At 53.2% G+C, this 16,029-nt stretch carries 15 protein-coding genes; all 15 read left to right on the top strand.

All coding sequences use genetic code 11. The annotated features are described in order from the left end of the window. Window positions 1-38 precede the first annotated feature (38 nt). The 15 genes from dprA (at window position 39) to LBW89_RS14420 (ending at window position 16,029) form a co-directional block, all read left to right on the top strand. Window positions 39-1,127 (top strand): DNA-processing protein DprA, encoded by a 1,089-nt coding sequence (dprA, locus tag LBW89_RS14490; protein WP_225039417.1) that lies wholly within the window; start codon window positions 39-41, stop codon window positions 1,125-1,127. A gap of 100 nt (window positions 1,128-1,227) precedes the next feature. Further along, window positions 1,228-3,330 carry a type I DNA topoisomerase gene (gene topA, locus LBW89_RS14485; protein WP_225039416.1) on the top strand — a complete coding sequence of 701 codons (2,103 nt, stop codon included), beginning with the start codon at window positions 1,228-1,230 and terminating at the stop codon, window positions 3,328-3,330. Window positions 3,331-3,388: 58 nt separating this feature from the next. Next, the gene (trmFO, locus tag LBW89_RS14480; protein ID WP_148449864.1) at window positions 3,389-4,708 is read left to right on the top strand and encodes a methylenetetrahydrofolate--tRNA-(uracil(54)-C(5))-methyltransferase (FADH(2)-oxidizing) TrmFO; all 1,320 of its coding nucleotides are present in this window, start codon (window positions 3,389-3,391) and stop codon (window positions 4,706-4,708) included. 79 nt (window positions 4,709-4,787) lie between these two features. Beyond that, window positions 4,788-5,330 carry an ATP-dependent protease subunit HslV gene (gene hslV / locus LBW89_RS14475; RefSeq protein WP_148449862.1) on the top strand — a complete coding sequence of 181 codons (543 nt, stop codon included), beginning with the start codon at window positions 4,788-4,790 and terminating at the stop codon, window positions 5,328-5,330. A gap of 16 nt (window positions 5,331-5,346) precedes the next feature. Further along, the gene (gene hslU, locus LBW89_RS14470) at window positions 5,347-6,756 is read left to right on the top strand and encodes an ATP-dependent protease ATPase subunit HslU (protein WP_148449860.1); all 1,410 of its coding nucleotides are present in this window, start codon (window positions 5,347-5,349) and stop codon (window positions 6,754-6,756) included. 384 nt (window positions 6,757-7,140) lie between these two features. Then, a complete protein-coding gene (gene flgB, locus LBW89_RS14465; protein ID WP_148449858.1) occupies window positions 7,141-7,548 on the top strand; it encodes a flagellar basal body rod protein FlgB in 408 nt (135 codons plus the stop codon). A gap of 6 nt (window positions 7,549-7,554) precedes the next feature. Next, window positions 7,555-8,004, top strand: a complete 450-nt coding sequence (gene flgC / locus LBW89_RS14460; protein ID WP_148449856.1) for a flagellar basal body rod protein FlgC — start codon at window positions 7,555-7,557, stop codon at window positions 8,002-8,004. Between the two features lie 30 nt (window positions 8,005-8,034). Next, on the top strand, window positions 8,035-8,343 hold the full coding sequence (fliE, locus tag LBW89_RS14455) for a flagellar hook-basal body complex protein FliE (RefSeq protein WP_412067004.1): 309 nt from the start codon (window positions 8,035-8,037) through the stop codon (window positions 8,341-8,343). A 32-nt stretch (window positions 8,344-8,375) separates the two neighbouring features. Beyond that, a complete protein-coding gene (fliF, locus tag LBW89_RS14450) occupies window positions 8,376-9,962 on the top strand; it encodes a flagellar basal-body MS-ring/collar protein FliF (protein WP_225039415.1) in 1,587 nt (528 codons plus the stop codon). 11 nt (window positions 9,963-9,973) lie between these two features. Then, complete coding sequence (fliG, locus tag LBW89_RS14445; protein WP_148449852.1) at window positions 9,974-10,993, top strand: flagellar motor switch protein FliG; 1,020 nt, start codon at window positions 9,974-9,976, stop codon at window positions 10,991-10,993. Next, on the top strand, window positions 10,986-11,837 hold the full coding sequence (locus LBW89_RS14440; protein WP_148449851.1) for a FliH/SctL family protein: 852 nt from the start codon (window positions 10,986-10,988) through the stop codon (window positions 11,835-11,837). The genes fliG and LBW89_RS14440 overlap by 8 nt, the downstream gene beginning before the upstream one ends. Then, complete coding sequence (fliI, locus tag LBW89_RS14435) at window positions 11,824-13,143, top strand: flagellar protein export ATPase FliI (protein ID WP_148449849.1); 1,320 nt, start codon at window positions 11,824-11,826, stop codon at window positions 13,141-13,143. Before LBW89_RS14440 ends, fliI begins: the two co-directional genes overlap by 14 nt. A gap of 10 nt (window positions 13,144-13,153) precedes the next feature. Continuing rightward, the gene (gene fliJ, locus LBW89_RS14430; protein ID WP_148449847.1) at window positions 13,154-13,597 is read left to right on the top strand and encodes a flagellar export protein FliJ; all 444 of its coding nucleotides are present in this window, start codon (window positions 13,154-13,156) and stop codon (window positions 13,595-13,597) included. A gap of 42 nt (window positions 13,598-13,639) precedes the next feature. Further along, window positions 13,640-14,569 (top strand): MotE family protein, encoded by a 930-nt coding sequence (locus LBW89_RS14425; protein ID WP_148449845.1) that lies wholly within the window; start codon window positions 13,640-13,642, stop codon window positions 14,567-14,569. Between the two features lie 53 nt (window positions 14,570-14,622). Beyond that, entirely contained in the window at window positions 14,623-16,029 is a 1,407-nt protein-coding gene (locus LBW89_RS14420) for a flagellar hook-length control protein FliK (protein WP_225039414.1), read from the top strand.

Genomic DNA, 16,029 nt, shown 5'->3' with positions numbered 1-16,029 from the left:
TTTTTGTTTGATTATAACGGAGAAAGAGGTCGGAAAGGATGAATAAGCGTTGGGTCCTGATCGGACTCCATGAATGCCCGGGTTTGGGGTGGAAGAGAATAGCGGGGATTTTGTCGAAAGATGAGGATTGGGTGCATGCCCTGGATTTCGAACCGGGCGATTGGACGGCAAGGGGGCTTGAACCCGAATTGGCCCTTCGTGTGACGGAGCGGTTCACGCCCGGCTGGATCGAAGAGCGAGCGGAAGTGATGCGACGGAAGGGCATTGAACCGGTCACGATTTTGGATGAGTCATATCCTATATTAATGAAGGAAACGGGAAAACCACCGTGGGTGTTGTATACCATCGGCAACCGGGAGCTCCTGAACCGATTATCCGTCGCTTTGGTCGGAACCCGGGTGCCGACCGCTTACGGCCGCAAAGTGGCTGCCTGGCTCGCGGAGACTTTATGCGGCTCGGGGATCACGGTCGTCAGCGGACTGGCCCGCGGCATCGACGGCGTCTGCCACGAAGCCGCGCTGCGGGCGGACGGATCGACCGTCGCGGTGCTGGGAACGGCGATCGACGTGGCTTATCCGCGAGAACATGCCGCGATGTACAGACAAATCGCGGAGCGGGGGCTGCTGGTGTCCGAGTACCCCTCGGGCACGCCGGGGCATCCCGGGCTGTTTCCGCAGCGCAACCGGATCATCGCGGGAATAACGCGGGGAACGGTCGTCGTGGAAGCCGATTCCCGCAGCGGTTCGCTGATCACCGCGGACCAGGCGCTGGAGGAGAGCCGCGACGTGTTTGCCGTACCCGGCCCCATCACGTCCCCAAAGAGCCGGGGGACATTGGGCCTTCTGAAGCAGGGGGCGAAGCTGGTGACGGAGCCCGGGGATATTTTGGAAGAATACGCGTCGCTCCTGCCGAGGGCCGGTGTGTGTCCCGAAGCGGCGGCGCCGGGAGCCGAGTTGACAACTGACGAGCAGGCCATATACCATATGTTGGAGCAGGGGGACGCTTCATTCGAGGAACTGCTGGCACGGTCCGGGTGGGATTTTGGACATTTACATTCAGTTCTGTTATCTTTAATCATGAAAAAAGCGGTAGTTCAACTGCCGGGTTCTGTTTATAGGATTATATAGTCCATTCTTCGGTGAGTGGTTTCTCATAATAAGGCTATATATCAAGAATTCTAAATATCGAGAAAATCAGTAGTGAGCTGTATGAGAGGAGGATGAACCTGTGGCGGATTCTCTCGTCATCGTCGAGTCGCCGGCCAAGGCGAAAACGATTGGCAAATATTTGGGAAGCAAATACATCGTGAAGGCTTCAATGGGGCATGTTCGCGATTTGCCCAAAAGTCAGATCGGGGTTGAGGTCGAGAACGATTTCAGTCCAAAGTATATTACAATCCGTGGGAAAGGTTCGGTATTAAAGGAACTAAAGGACGCTAGTAAAAAGGTGAAGAAAATTTATCTGGCGGCTGACCCGGATCGCGAAGGAGAAGCGATCGCCTGGCATTTGGCCCATGTTCTGGACGTGGACCAGACGGAAAACTGCCGCGTCGTCTTTAACGAAATTACCAAGGAAGCCGTTAAGGATGCGTTTAAAACCCCGCGCAAAATAAATATGGACCTGGTCAACGCCCAGCAAGCGCGGCGAATCTTGGACCGTTTGGTCGGCTACAAGATCAGCCCGCTTTTGTGGAAAAAAGTAAAGAAAGGCTTGTCGGCCGGCCGCGTTCAATCGGTTGCCGTCAAAATCATCCTCGACCGCGAGAATGAAATCTCGGCTTTTGTACCGGAGGAATATTGGAGCATTACGGCCAAACTCAAAACGGGCCAAACCCCGTTTGAGGCCAAGTTCCATCAATATAAGGGAGAAAAGCTGGAGCTCGGCAACGAGGATCAGGTGAAGGAAATTCTGAAGTCGATCGAGAAAGCGGAATTCCGGGTCGCCGATGTGAAGGAAAAGGAACGGCTGCGTCACCCCGCGGCTCCTTTCACGACCAGTTCTCTGCAGCAGGAAGCGGCGCGGAAGTTAAACTTCCGTGCGGCTAAGACGATGTCCGTGGCCCAGCAGTTGTACGAGGGCGTCGATTTGGGCAAAGAGGGGACCGTGGGTCTGATCACCTATATGCGTACGGACTCGACGCGGATTTCCACCACAGCCCAGGACGAGGCGAAGGAATATATCGTCGGCAAATTCGGCGGGGATTTCGTGCCGGAATCGCCCCGGCAGTACTCCAAAAAAGCGGCCGGAGCCCAGGATGCCCATGAAGCGATTCGCCCGACTTCCGCTATGCGGGATCCCGAATCGGTCAAGGCGTTTACCAGCCGCGACCAGTACCGGCTGTATAAACTGATCTGGGAACGCTTTATGGCCAGCCAAATGGCGTCCGCGATTCTGGATACGATGTCCGTGGACATTGCCGCAGGCGACGCGACCTTCCGGGCCGTCGGTTCCAAAATCCGCTTTCCAGGATTCATGAAGGTCTATGTGGAAGGGAACGACGACGGAGCCACCGAAGACGACAAGTTCCTGCCGCCTCTGCACAGCGGGGATAAGCTTGGCGTGGAAGAAATCGAACCCAAGCAGCATTTTACTCAGCCGCCCCCTAGGTACACGGAGGCCCGGCTTGTGAAAACGCTGGAGGAACTTGGCATCGGCCGCCCGAGTACGTATGCTCCAACGCTGGAAACCATTCAGAAACGCGGTTACGTGGCGATCGAAGAGAAGAAATTTGTGCCTACCGAACTCGGAGAGCTCGTCATCGAACAGATGGAGCAGTTTTTCCCGGAGATTTTGGACGTTGAATTTACCGCCCATATGGAGGGCGACCTTGACCACGTTGAGGAAGGTTCGGAGGATTGGGTAAGAGTCCTTGGCGAATTTTACGAGACCTTTGAGAAGCGGCTGGAAGTCGCGGAAGAAGAAATGAAGGAAATCGAAATCGAAGATGAGGTTTCCGATGAAATCTGCGAAAAATGCGGAAAGCCGCTTGTATATAAACTGGGCCGTTTCGGCAAATTTTTGGCCTGCTCCGGGTTCCCGGACTGCCGGAATACGAAGCCGATCGTCAAGGACATCGGGGTCACCTGTCCGAAATGTAAAGAAGGGCATGTCGTCGAACGCCGCAGCAAAAAAGGACGCGTGTTCTACGGCTGCGACAGATATCCGGAATGCGACTTCGTATCTTGGGATCGCCCGTCGCCGAAGCCTTGTCCGAAGTGTGATTCTCTGCTAGTGATCAAGCGCAACAAGCAGGGAGGCAAGCTGCAATGCACGGCTTGCGATTACACAGAGGCGATCGAGGAGCAGGAGGACGAAGCGGCGGCGGAATAATTCAAATGAGATGGAATTGAAATTTGCGAAACAGCCAGAGATGCGGGGGAATTCTAAAGTGACAGAGAAAAATAGGGTTACCGTGATCGGGGCGGGCCTGGCCGGCAGTGAAGCCGCTTGGCAGCTTGCGAGCCGCGGCGTGCCCGTAACGTTATATGAAATGCGGCCGGTTGTCAAAACGCCGGCCCACCATACGGATAAATTTGCGGAACTCGTATGCAGCAACTCGCTTCGGGCGAACGGTCTGACCAATGCGGTCGGCGTTTTGAAAGAAGAAATGCGCATGTTGAACTCGCTTGTTCTCGGATCCGCGGACCGGAATGCCGTGCCGGCGGGAGGCGCCTTGGCCGTCGACCGGGACGGTTTCTCCGGCGAGATTACGCGCACGCTTCATGATCACCCTTTGATCGAGGTCGTGAATGAAGAAATCCGGGAGATCCCGCGGGACGGTATCGTCATCATCGCCACCGGCCCGTTGACCTCCCCGGCCTTGTCGGAGCAGATCCGGAGTTTGACCGGCGAGGACTATTTTTATTTCTATGACGCGGCCGCTCCGATTGTGGAGAAGGATTCCATCGATATGAGCAAGGTTTATCTGGCCTCCCGCTATGACAAGGGAGAGGCCGCTTATTTGAACTGCCCGATGACGGAAGAGGAGTTCGATGCTTTTTATGAGGCGTTGATTACCGCTGAGGTCACCCAACTGAAAGAGTTTGAAAAAGAAGTTTATTTTGAAGGCTGCATGCCGATCGAAATCATGATGCGCCGCGGCAAACAGACCGCCTTGTTCGGTCCGATGAAGCCGGTCGGGCTTGTGAACCCGCATACGGGCAAGCTTCCGCATGCGGTCGTGCAGCTGCGTCAAGACAATGCGGCCGGCACACTCTACAACCTGGTGGGCTTCCAGACGCATTTAAAATGGGGGGAGCAAAAGCGGGTCTTCTCGATGATCCCCGGTCTTGAAAATGCGGAATTTGTCCGTTACGGGGTCATGCACCGCAACACGTTTATCAATTCGCCTAAACTGCTGCAGCCGACCTACCAGTTGAAGGAGCGTCCTACGCTCTTTTTTGCCGGGCAAATGACCGGGGTGGAGGGATATGTGGAATCCGCCGCTTCGGGTCTCATCGCGGGGATCAACGCGGCTCAGGCGTATGCCGGGCGGGAAGGGATCGTCTTCCCTGAAGATACGACGCTCGGAAGTATGGCCAGGTATATTACCACCGCGGACTTCAAGCATTTTCAGCCGATGAATGCGAATTTCGGGCTGTTCCCGAAACTGGATACCCGACACCGCAAAAAGGCGGAGAAGAACGAAGCGCTGGCTCGCCGCGCGCTCGACAGTCTGCGCGCTTTCATGGAGCGCACGGGGCTATAGGGCCGGTTTGAGGCATAGGATGATAAAGGGATTCAGGTTATATGCAAGTGGAATTGAGTGATGAAAGGAAGCGGTAGCTATGGTTCCTAGTTTTCATGCGACCACGATTTGCGCGGTTCGGCATAACGGCAAAGGGGCGATCGCCGGAGATGGCCAGGTGACCTTCGGCGAGAGCGTCGTCATGAAGCAAACGGCCAAGAAGGTTCGCCGTTTGTACAGAGGCCAGGTTCTGGCCGGCTTTGCGGGTTCGGTGGCCGATGCCATCACCTTGTTTGAGAAGTTTGAAGGGAAGCTGGAGGAGCATCACGGGAATTTGCAGCGGGCGGCGGTGGAACTGGCGAAAGATTGGCGTCAGGACCGGGTCTTACGCAAGCTTGAGGCGCTGATGATCGTGATGGACCACTCCGGCATGCTGCTTATTTCGGGGGGCGGAGAAATCATCGAGCCGGATGACGATGTGCTCGCCATCGGTTCGGGCGGAAACTTCGCCCTATCGGCAGCCCGTGCTTTAAAACGCCATGCCGGTCAGCTGGAAGCCAAGGACATCGTGCGTGAAGCGCTTCAGGTCGCGTCGGAAATTTGCGTGTACACCAACAGCAACATTATCGTTGAAGAATTGTGATCGGGGGAACGAACTTATGCCTAACGCCAATTTAACGCCCAGACAAATTGTCGCCGAATTGGATAAGTATATCGTGGGGCAAAAGCAGGCGAAGAAATCGGTTGCGGTAGCTTTGCGAAACCGCTACCGCCGGAGTTTGCTTAGCGAAGACGTCCAGGATGAGATCGTACCGAAGAACATCCTTATGATCGGTCCCACCGGCGTGGGGAAAACGGAAATAGCCCGGCGCCTTGCCAAACTGGTGGGGGCCCCGTTTATCAAAGTGGAAGCCACGAAATTCACGGAGGTCGGTTATGTAGGCCGGGATGTGGAGTCGATGGTGCGCGATCTGGTGGAGACCGCCATTCGCACCGTCAAGCTGGAGCGGACGGAGAAGGTGAAGGATAAGGCTGAGGAGCTAGCCAATGAACGGCTTGTGCACATTCTCGTGCCGTCCCCCAACAAGTCCAAGAACAGCCGCAATCCGTTTGAGATGTTGTTCGGTAACCAGAATGCCGGGGAGACGAGCGGAGCCAGCCAGGAGAAGTCCGAGGAGGACGGCGATCTGGCGGAACGCCGCCGCCAGGTCCGCTTTAAGCTGCTTGCCGGACAGTTGGAGAACGACATCGTGGAGATCGAGGTGGAGGATAATGCTCCAACCATGATGGATATGTTTGCCGGCCAAGGGAACGACCAGATGGGGATGAATATGCAGGAGATGTTCGGAAACCTGCTGCCGCGCCGCACGAAGCGCAGAAAATTGTCCATCAAAGAAGCGAGAAAGGTCCTGACCCAGGAAGAGGCGTCGAAGCTGATCGATCATGATGACCTGGTTCAAGAGGCGGTAGAGCGTGCGGAGCAAACCGGGATTATCTTCATCGACGAGATCGATAAAGTCGCCAGCCGGGGCCAAGGTTCCGGTCCGGATGTGTCCCGGGAAGGGGTTCAGCGCGATATTTTGCCTATCGTCGAAGGATCGACGGTGATGACCAAATATGGACCGGTCAAAACGGACTATATTCTCTTTATCGCGGCCGGCGCCTTCCATATAGCGAAACCGTCGGATCTGATTCCCGAGTTGCAGGGGCGTTTTCCGATCCGGGTCGAGCTCAGCAGCTTGTCGCTGGATGATTTTGTCTCGATTTTGACGGAGCCTCAGAACGCCTTGACCAAGCAATATACGGAGCTTTTGCGGACCGAAGACATTGAAATTGAGTTTTCTTCGGAAGCGATTCGCGAGATCGCCGCCATTGCGGCCAGCGTGAACGCCAATACGGAGAACATCGGTGCGAGAAGACTCCATACGATTCTGGAGAAGCTGCTTGAGGATCTTTCGTTTGAAGCGCCTGAATTAACTTTGGAAAAAATGACGATTACTCCCGAATATGTACGAGAGAAGCTGGGGGATATCGCCAAAGATCGTGATTTAAGCCAGTATATTTTATAAGCAAAGCAGGACCTGTTCTATTTTTCACCATAAATATTTAAGGCCGTAAGACCCAGTCCTTCCATCGGGTTTACGGCCTTTTTTCGTGGCCCCCAGGATTTAACATGGAAAAAGTCGCTGTCGAAATATTGCGAAAAATTGAAATAATTTCAAAAAGTGCAAAAAATATCGTCAATTTCGTCAAAGATAGTGCTTTTTTCTTATTGTAATAAAGTCGATTCTCCCTGAAACTTAGGATATATGACATTCTCCTATTTTTTTCTACACTAGGACGTTGGAAAGACGTAAAAAACTAGGTTTTTGTCGAAAAAAAGAGGAAAAGTTTGAAAGCTGTTGAATATCTTAAACCTGTACTAATTAATGAGTTATAAGGGGGGAAATTAGATGCAGTTATTGAATGGTATCGGGTTCCAACGCTTGGAAACCGCTTTGCAGGCGGCCAATCTTAGGCAGGGGGTTCTTGTCAATAATATTGCAAACGTAGATACCCCTTACTTCAAACGATCGGGTGTATCTTTTGAAAGTCTTTTGCAGCAAGAAATGAGCGGAGCGACAAGAACCCTGGAAGGACGCAGAACTCACTCGAAACATTTTGCAATAGGTCTATCGGCCCGTTTGCCCGGACCCGAAGTTCATACCGATCAGTCAACGATGATGAACAATAACCAGAACAATGTGGATATTGATAGCGAAATGACTCAGTTGGCTGAAAATCAGCTCCGCTACAATTCTTACATAGAACAAGTCAATTACCAAATCAAAATGAAGCGAACCGCTTTGGAAGGGAGATAACGCATTTTGAAGATCAGCAACGCTTTCACCATTAGTGCTTCCGCATTAACCGCCCAACGTCTGCGAATGGATGTCATCTCGTCAAATATCGCCAATGCCGAAACGACGAGAGCGCAGGTTGTGGATGGCAAAGCCGTCCCTTACCGCCGCAAGATGGTAGTGATGTCCCCGATGAAAAGCGACTTTGGCCAGGCTTTGGGCTCCGCGCTCGGAAACAGCCAGCCGAGTCAAGGCGTAAAGGTTACGCAAATCAAGGAAGATTCGGCTCCGTTTAAACCGGTCTATAACCCCACACATCCAGATGCCGACAGCGAAGGCTATGTTTATATGCCTAATGTGGACATTTTGAAAGAGATGGTGGACGTCATTTCCGCCTCCAGGTCCTACGAAGCGAACGTCACGGCTTTGAACGCCTCTAAAGCCATGATGACGAAAGCACTTCAAATCGGTAAATAGAATCTTTCAGAAAGATAGGAGTGTTGAGTTTTGATACAGGCTATGAATTTTAACGCCTTGAAGGCTGTAGACAACATTGATCAGCCAAGCAAACCGGTTTCCCCCACGCCCGCGGAATCGCTGAAAGAGTTCGGCGCTTATCTGACGGATGCCTTGAACGGAGTGGACGCCCAAGAAAAGAACGTACAGTCCATGAACAACAAATTTCTGCTTGGTGAAGTAAGCGCGGACCAGGTGATGATCGCCTCGGAGCAAGCGATGTTAAGTTTGCAGTTGACTACGCAAGTTAGAAATAAAGTGATAGAAGCTTATCAAGAGATTATGCGTACGCAAATTTAATAAAAAAAGCATGCTTCGGATGAGGTGACGTTGTGAACGAGAGAATTGCCCAGTATCGGGATAAATTGACCGGGTACTGGAACCATTTCAGCAAAAAACAGAAAACCTTGCTCATTTCCACTGTAGCTATCGTATTATTGGCCATCGTCCTGTTAACGATCCAGTTCTCAAAAACGGAATACGAAGTGGCCTTCACCGGGCTGGACTCTACGGATGCCGCCGGGATTATCAGTCATCTGGAATCGGGGAAAATCCCCTACAAACTCGGACCGGACGGTACCACGATCTCGGTTCCGAGCAAAGACGCCGCTCGCGTCAAAGTCGATGTGGGTTCCAAAGGAATCGTCCAAAACGGCTCCATCGGCTGGGAATCCTTCAACGAGAGTTCTTCCCTGATCGGGATGACGGACAACGAATTCGGCGTCAAATACAAGAGCGCATTGAACGGCGAGATCGAGCAGCTCTTGAAACGGATGCAGGGCGTAAACGACGCCAAAGTATTGATCAACCTGCCGGCCGAGAATGTGTTTGCCAGTCCCGAGGAGCAGGAGAAAGCTTCCGCATCCGTGGTGCTGACGTTTAAGCCGGGTTACCGACCTACGCAAGAAGCGATTGACGGATATTTTAACCTCGTTAAAACATCCGTGCCTAATCTGCCGGTCGAGAACATCTCCTTGTCTTCGAGCGACGACACCGTGCTGTTACCTGCGGGACAAGGCGGTAAAATCGGTTCGCTGACGACGGCGGTTCAGGAAAATATGGCTCTTCAGAAAAAGTTCGAGAGCGACGTAAAGCAAAGCGTCAAACAGTTCTTGTCCAGATTGATGGGTCAAGACAAAGTGGAAGTGCTGGTGACTTCCAAGCTTAATTTTGACCAGGTCAGCCAAAAGGAAAATCTGGTTACACCCGTAGATACCGAAAATATGAAAGGTATCGAAATCAGTGCGCAAAAAATCCAAAAGAGCTACACCGGTCAAGGAAGTCCTGACAGCGGAGTAGCGGGGACCGGTGAAACGGACGTTTCGAATTACCCAGGCACCGAAGCGGGAAGCGGGGGCTCCTCTTCGGAAGAATCTTCGTCTACGATCAACTACGAAGTGAACCGAATTACCAAGGATATTGTAGCCAGTCCCTACGTTATTAAAGATTTAACCATTAATGTTGCGGTTGAACCACCTGCCGGCCAACAAACTTTGGACGATACGACACAGAAGGCGATTGAGAACGTCTTGACCAATATCGTCGGTTCCTATTTGGCTGATTCCGGTACTACTTATACAGACGCAGATTTAATGAGAAAAGTTTCAGTGTACTCCCAAGCTTTTCATAATTCTGATGAAAAACGTTCCGGTTTGAGTCTCTCAAGCCCGATCGTATGGGGAGTCGGGGCCGCGGCGCTGCTCGCCATCGCGGGGATCGTATTCCTCCTGATTCGCAGAAGACGCAAGGCTGAAGAGGTGGAAGAAGAAATTCCTATGCCGCTTACACCGGAATTCCCTTCCATCAACTTGGAATCTGTTACAAACGAAAACCAAGTGCGCAAACAGCTTGAGACGCTGGCCAAGAAGAAGCCGGACGAATTCGTCAACTTGCTTCGCACCTGGCTGGCTGACGAATAGAGGTGAACGCATTGTCAAAATCAACAACAAGCCAAGTTTTAAGCGGAAGACAGAAAGCGGCAATTCTGCTCATTACGCTTGGTCCGGAAGTGTCCGCCCAAATCTTCAAGCATTTGCGTGAGGACGAGATTGAACAGCTGACCCTGGAGATCGCCAATGTCCGGAAAGTGGACAGTGCCGAGAAAGAGATGATTATGGCGGAGTTTCACCAAATCTGTCTCGCCCAGGAATATATTTCGCAAGGCGGCATCACTTACGCCAAAGAAATTTTGGAGAAAGCGCTCGGTCAATCGAAAGCGATCGATATCATCAATCGCCTGACGGCCACTTTGCAGGTCAGACCGTTCGATTTTGCCCGCAAAGCGGATCCGAATCAAATTTTGAACTTTATTCAGAACGAGAACGCGCAAACTATCGCCCTCGTCTTGTCATACTTGCAGTTCGAACAGGCCGCCGTCATTCTGTCTTCCCTCCCTCAGGAGAAGCAGGCCGAAGTGGCGCGGAGAATCGCGGTCATGGACAGCACGTCTCCGGAAGTCATTTCCCAAGTGGAGCGCGTCCTGGAACAGAAGCTATCCGCTACCGTGACCCAGGATTACACCAGCGCCGGCGGTATCGAAGCGATCGTTCAAATCTTGAACGGCGTCGACCGCGGGACGGAACGTACGATTCTCGACTCGCTGGAAATCCAGGACCCGGAGCTTGCGGAAGAGATCAAAAAGCGGATGTTCGTATTCGAAGACATCGTCAATATCGACAACCGTTCGATTCAGCGGATTATCCGCGACATCGAAAACGCGGACCTGCAGCTTGCGCTTAAAGTGGCGAGCGAGGAAGTTCGCGAGGCGGTTTTCCGCAATATGTCGAAGCGGATGTCCGACACGTTCAAGGAAGAAATGGAATTTATGGGGCCCGTGCGGCTTCGTGACGTGGAAGAAGCTCAAACCCGCATCGTAGCAACGATCCGCAGGTTGGAGGATGCCGGAGAGATTATAATCGCCCGCGGCGGAGGAGATGACATCATTGTCTAATTTGATCAAAGTATCCCAATACGTTCCGGTGGACATTTTGAAACAGCTGAATTTGGCCAAAACGTATGAGGCATCCGAGGAACAGCGATCAGACGATGATATGGCTACTGTGCAGGAAGAAGTGTTTTCGGCGCAGGACGCCGCGGCGGAAGAAGCCAGAAAACAGATGCTGGCCGACGCCAAGGCATTCGCGGAAAGCCAGGTGAAGGCCGCTTCCGATCAGGCCGAGCAGATGCTGGCCGAAGCCAGGCAGCAGATTGAAGCCTGGTGGACCGAACGGCGGGAGCAGGACGAACATTTGGTCGAAGCCGTGAAGTCGGAAGCTTTTAATGAAGGTTTTGAAGAAGGACGCGTGCAGGCGGAGCAAACCCTTAAGATCAAGATCGACGAAATGATGAGCGAGGCGAGCGCCGTTTTGCAGCAGGCTTATATCGAGAAAGAGCGGATCATCCAAGAAGCGGAACCGTTTTTGGTGGAACTGAGCTGCGCGATCGCCGAGAAGATCATCGACAGGCAGCTTGAGCTGAAACCGGAATATTCGGTGGAACTCATTAAGAAGAGTTTGTCGCGAAAAAGGGAGCAGGGTGTGCTGACGCTTTGCGTGTCGCCCTCCCAGTTTGCTTTTGTTCAAGCGGCGCGTGAAGAGCTTAGTCTGGTGATCGATTCGCAAGCGGAACTGCAAATTCTACCCGATGCATCGGTTCAGGACCGGGGCTGCGTGATCCGCTCCTCCTTCGGAAGTGTGGACGCCAGAATCGATACCCAGCTTTCCGAAATCAAGAAGGAACTGCTGCGGATTTCGCGGCAGACCGAGGAACGGGGAATGACGAATGACGATCATTAATCCGGCTCGTTATCTCGACCATCTCCGCCAGTTGGATCCGGTTCGGATCAACGGCAAGGTGACCCAGGTCATCGGTCTGATGGTGGAATCGGAAGGTCCGGACGCGAGCATCGGAGATGTTTGTTACATTTACCCGAGCAAGTCGTCGCAGCCGCTGCAGGCGGAGGTTGTCGGCTTCCGGGATAACAAGGTTCTGCTCATGCCGCTCGGCGAACTGACGTCGATTGGTCCGGGATGCGATGTGGTCGGCACCGGCAAGCCGTTGACCGTGCAAGTCGGTTCGGAACTGCTCGGCAAAGTGCTCGACGGTTTGGGTCAACCGCTTGACGGCTCCGTTCTTCCCTCGCGGATGAGCCACTATTCAACCCATAACAAACCGATGAACCCGCTCAACCGGCCGCGCGTGGCCGAGCCGATCAGTATCGGCGTAAGGGCGATCGACGGTTTGCTGACGATCGGGAAGGGCCAGCGGGTCGGGATCTTCGCCGGCTCCGGGGTCGGAAAAAGTACTTTGATGGGGATGATCGCGCGCAACACCTCGGCCGATGTCAACGTCATCGCGCTGATCGGCGAACGGGGGCGCGAAGTGCTCGATTTTATCGAACGTGATTTGGGCCCCGAAGGGTTGGAACGATCCGTCGTCATTGTGGCGACTTCCGACCAGCCGGCCCTGATCCGAATGAAAGGCGCGCTCATCGCCACGACGATCGCGGAATATTTTCGGGATCGCGGCTTGAACGTCATGCTGATGATGGACTCGGTCACCCGTTATGCCATGGCGCTGCGGGAAGTGGGACTTGCGATCGGCGAGCCGCCGGCCATGCGGGGGTATACCCCTTCCGTATTTGCCGCACTGCCCAAGCTGATGGAACGGGCGGGAACCGGGCCGACCGGTTCGATCACCGCGTTCTATACCGTATTGGTTGACGGGGACGACATGAACGAACCTATCGCCGACGCGGTGCGGGGGATTTTGGACGGGCATATCGTTCTGAACCGGAATATCGCCAATAAAGGACATTTTCCGGCCATCGACATTTTGGCCAGTATCAGCCGCGTCATGAAGGATATAGTGACCGATGAGCAAAACGATGCCGCCGAGAACTTGAAGAGGCTTCTGGCCGTTTACCGGGAATCCGAGGATCTCATTAATATCGGGGCGTATCAGCAGGGCTCGAATGCGGAAATCGATGAGGCGATCAGTTACATTCAACGGATCTGGGCCTTCTCGAAACAGAAGGTCAATGAAAAAGTGACGCTGCCCGAAGTGCAGGAACAACTTATTTCCGAATTTGCAAGGAGCTGACTAGGAAAGCATGAGATTCCGTTACGTATATCAGAAGGTCGTGGACTTGAAGTCCAATGAGAAGACTCAGGCTGAATGGATGCTGTCGGCGGCCGTAGGAATTCTACAGGCGGAGCAGTACTCTCTGGAACAGCTGGTGGAAGAACGGTCACGAACCCATGCGGCCATTCAAAACGAGATGGAGAACAAGGCTTCGATGATCAAGCTGCAGGAACTTCAACGGTATATGGACTATCTTGAAACCTGCATTACGCGAAAAATCGGAGATGTGCAGCGGGCGGAAGTGAATGTCGATCAGAAGAAAACCATTTTAACCACTAAAATGCTGGACGAAAAAGTGTGGTTGAAAGCCAGGGACAAAGCGAAGGAAAAGTTCCAGCAAGAAATGCTTCTTCGGGAACAAAACGAATTGGATGAAATGGCAACGGTCCGGTTCGCCATGAGAGCCCGTTAAAGGAGTCGGGGCGTACAATGGGTTTGCGAAGGAGGAGAAGAAATGGCACAGACTGAACTGGATGAGGAATTGGAGGAGTCAGGCGGAGGGTTTTCGAGGTTTCTGTTCTTTATGACCCCGATCTTGTTCACGATCGTACTGCTTGGCGTGCTGCTGACCTTGTTCAATGTAAATATCAAACGATCCTTGCTGGACATCGGCGAGAAAATCCCGATCGTCAAAGACTGGATCCCGGACGAGCAAACAGGGGATGCCAAGGAGTCGAAAAAAGACGAGAAAAAGCAGCAGGAAAGCACCGATGCAACCGTCAAACAGCTGAAAGAACAGGTGGCCAAACAGGAAGAGGAACTGAAACAAGCCAACCAGCTTGCGACCGAGCAGAGTACGAAGGCGAAGGAGCTCCAGGAACAGCTGGATACCGCGCAAGATGCGGAGGAAGAGCAGAAAAAGGCTGAAGAGGAAGCGGCTTATTTGAAAGAAGTCAAAAAGCTGGCCTCGATTTATTCCTCGATGAGTCCGAGCAAGGCGGCGGCGATTTTTGACAAGCTGACCACCGACGAAACGCTTCAGATGTTCAGTGTCATGAGCAACGAGAGCAAAGTGGCGATCCTGGAAAAGATGGATCCCGAAAAGGCGGCGAGTATTTCCATCCGATTGAAGGACGTGAAACCCGCGGAAGATCTGGCGATTGCGGCCTTGCAATCCAGGCTGAAAAAGGAAGCCGCGGAACAGACGCCCGCCAAAACCACCGGGAACGCGCTGGACGACGCGCAGCTCAGCCAGACGTTCCGCACGATGTCGGCGGACTCCGCTTCGAAGCTGATTATCCAGACCTATAAGATCAGTCCGGAAAAAGCTTTGAAAATCTTGAAGTCGATCGATGATACGACGCGCTCCAAAGTTCTTGACGCCATGACCAAAGCGGATGAGAAGCTGTCGGTGAAGATCGTTAACCAACTGGTCGGCAAGTGAGCAGCAGGGGATGACTTTTTGGACGACCTCTAGGGAAAGGAGGTGAAAAGAAAATGAGTCAACCATTAACTAATGTAGGAGCTACTACGGCTTCCGCAAAGACTTTGTGGTACGGAAACGCCGGTAAAGCGACGGGGACGGAAGGGGCGACAGCAACTTTTGGCCAAACCCTTGTGTCGATGCTTGCCGGTGAGGCGAACGCGCAAGACGGTCAGTTGACCGCGCAGTTGGCGATTATGTCCGGCTTGACGGAATCCTCGAACGGGATGGCGGCGGAAGGTGAGGGCGGAAGCTTGAAGACTCTCCTGGAAGACCTGCTCGAACAGTTGGAGCAATTGGATGAAGCGATGGCGGATGATAATCCGGAATTGCTGGCCATGCTGCAAGGCTGGCTGCAAAACGCGCTTCACTATCTCCAGAACATGCAGCAAGCCGCTGGTTCTGAGACGGCTCCAAACAATTCGGGGATTCCGGCGCTGGCCGAGCATGCCGAAACGATTCGATTCGCGGTTCAGGATACGCTGGTTCAACTGGTCGCGGCTTCTTCCAACGCTTCGGCAAACGCCGAGCTGAATTCGTCGCAGGCTAAAGCGCTTTTGGAATCGCTGCAGACGCTTCTTGCCTCGGCCGGAATCACCGGGGAAAGCAAGGCGCCGTCCGGAAAGTATGCATCGACGCTGGCTGAATTGAAAGGCATCGTGAAGGATAAAGCTTCGGTTCATGCGGATCGGAACGTGTCGGCCGCAGAGAAGAATACAGCGGAAGCCGCCAAAGTGCCGGCGATTTCCCAAGCCGAGACCGCTCCGGTCAAAGCTTCGGCCTCGGCATCCGCAGTGCTGCTGACGGGTGAAGAGACAAACGCCGCTGCCGTTGAATCTTCGGATGGCGAACATCCGCTCCAATCCGGGCATATTGTGACGGCGGGTCAATTGGCCCTTCGCGACGCGGCGGCTCCGCTGAAGGCACCGGCTCCTCCGGTACCGGTTGAAAAGTTCGGCGATGAAATGTCCCGCTTCTTGGTAAGCAAACTGGAGATTATTCAGGCCGGTGGCGTGTCTGAAGCGAAAATTTCGCTCTTTCCCGAGCATCTGGGGCAGGTAGACGTCAAAATTACGATGCAAAACGGGCAGTTGATCGCTCAGTTTATGACGGAGCACGCCTTTGCCAAGGAGTCGCTTGAATCCCAAATGGCTCAGCTCAGATCGGCATTACAGTCCCAAGGGCTTCAAGTCAACAAATTGGAAGTTACGCAAAATACGCCGTTGTCCTCCCATATGTACCAGGATGGACGTCAACCGGGAAGCGGTACGGGACAGCAGCAAAACGGAAAGCGTCGTGAGGTGGTTTCCGAGGAAGAACTGCTGGGCGTCCACGATCTGAACGAGGAATGGAATGAATGGATCTCGAGCGTCAGAGAGAGAGAAGGAACGTTGGGAAGTTCCTTTGTAGCTAGAGCCTAG

It is taken from the genome of Paenibacillus sp. alder61 (genome assembly GCF_020179875.1).
GTDB classification, from domain to species: Bacteria; Bacillota; Bacilli; order Paenibacillales; family Paenibacillaceae; genus Fontibacillus; species Fontibacillus faecis.
This window is presented reverse-complemented; position numbering and strand designations above follow the sequence as displayed.

Bases quoted from the DNA above. Each gene is read 5' to 3' on its own strand.
- fliJ (WP_148449847.1), top strand. From the start codon at position 13,154: ATGAGATTCCGTTACGTATATCAGAAGGTCGTGGACTTGAAGTCCAAT.
- LBW89_RS14420 (WP_225039414.1), top strand. From the start codon at position 14,623: ATGAGTCAACCATTAACTAATGTAGGAGCTACTACGGCTTCCGCAAAG.
- LBW89_RS14425 (WP_148449845.1), top strand. From the start codon at position 13,640: ATGGCACAGACTGAACTGGATGAGGAATTGGAGGAGTCAGGCGGAGGG.
- hslV (WP_148449862.1), top strand. From the start codon at position 4,788: ATGGTTCCTAGTTTTCATGCGACCACGATTTGCGCGGTTCGGCATAAC.
- dprA (WP_225039417.1), top strand. From the start codon at position 39: ATGAATAAGCGTTGGGTCCTGATCGGACTCCATGAATGCCCGGGTTTG.
- hslU (WP_148449860.1), top strand. From the start codon at position 5,347: ATGCCTAACGCCAATTTAACGCCCAGACAAATTGTCGCCGAATTGGAT.
- flgB (WP_148449858.1), top strand. From the start codon at position 7,141: ATGCAGTTATTGAATGGTATCGGGTTCCAACGCTTGGAAACCGCTTTG.
- fliI (WP_148449849.1), top strand. From the start codon at position 11,824: ATGACGATCATTAATCCGGCTCGTTATCTCGACCATCTCCGCCAGTTG.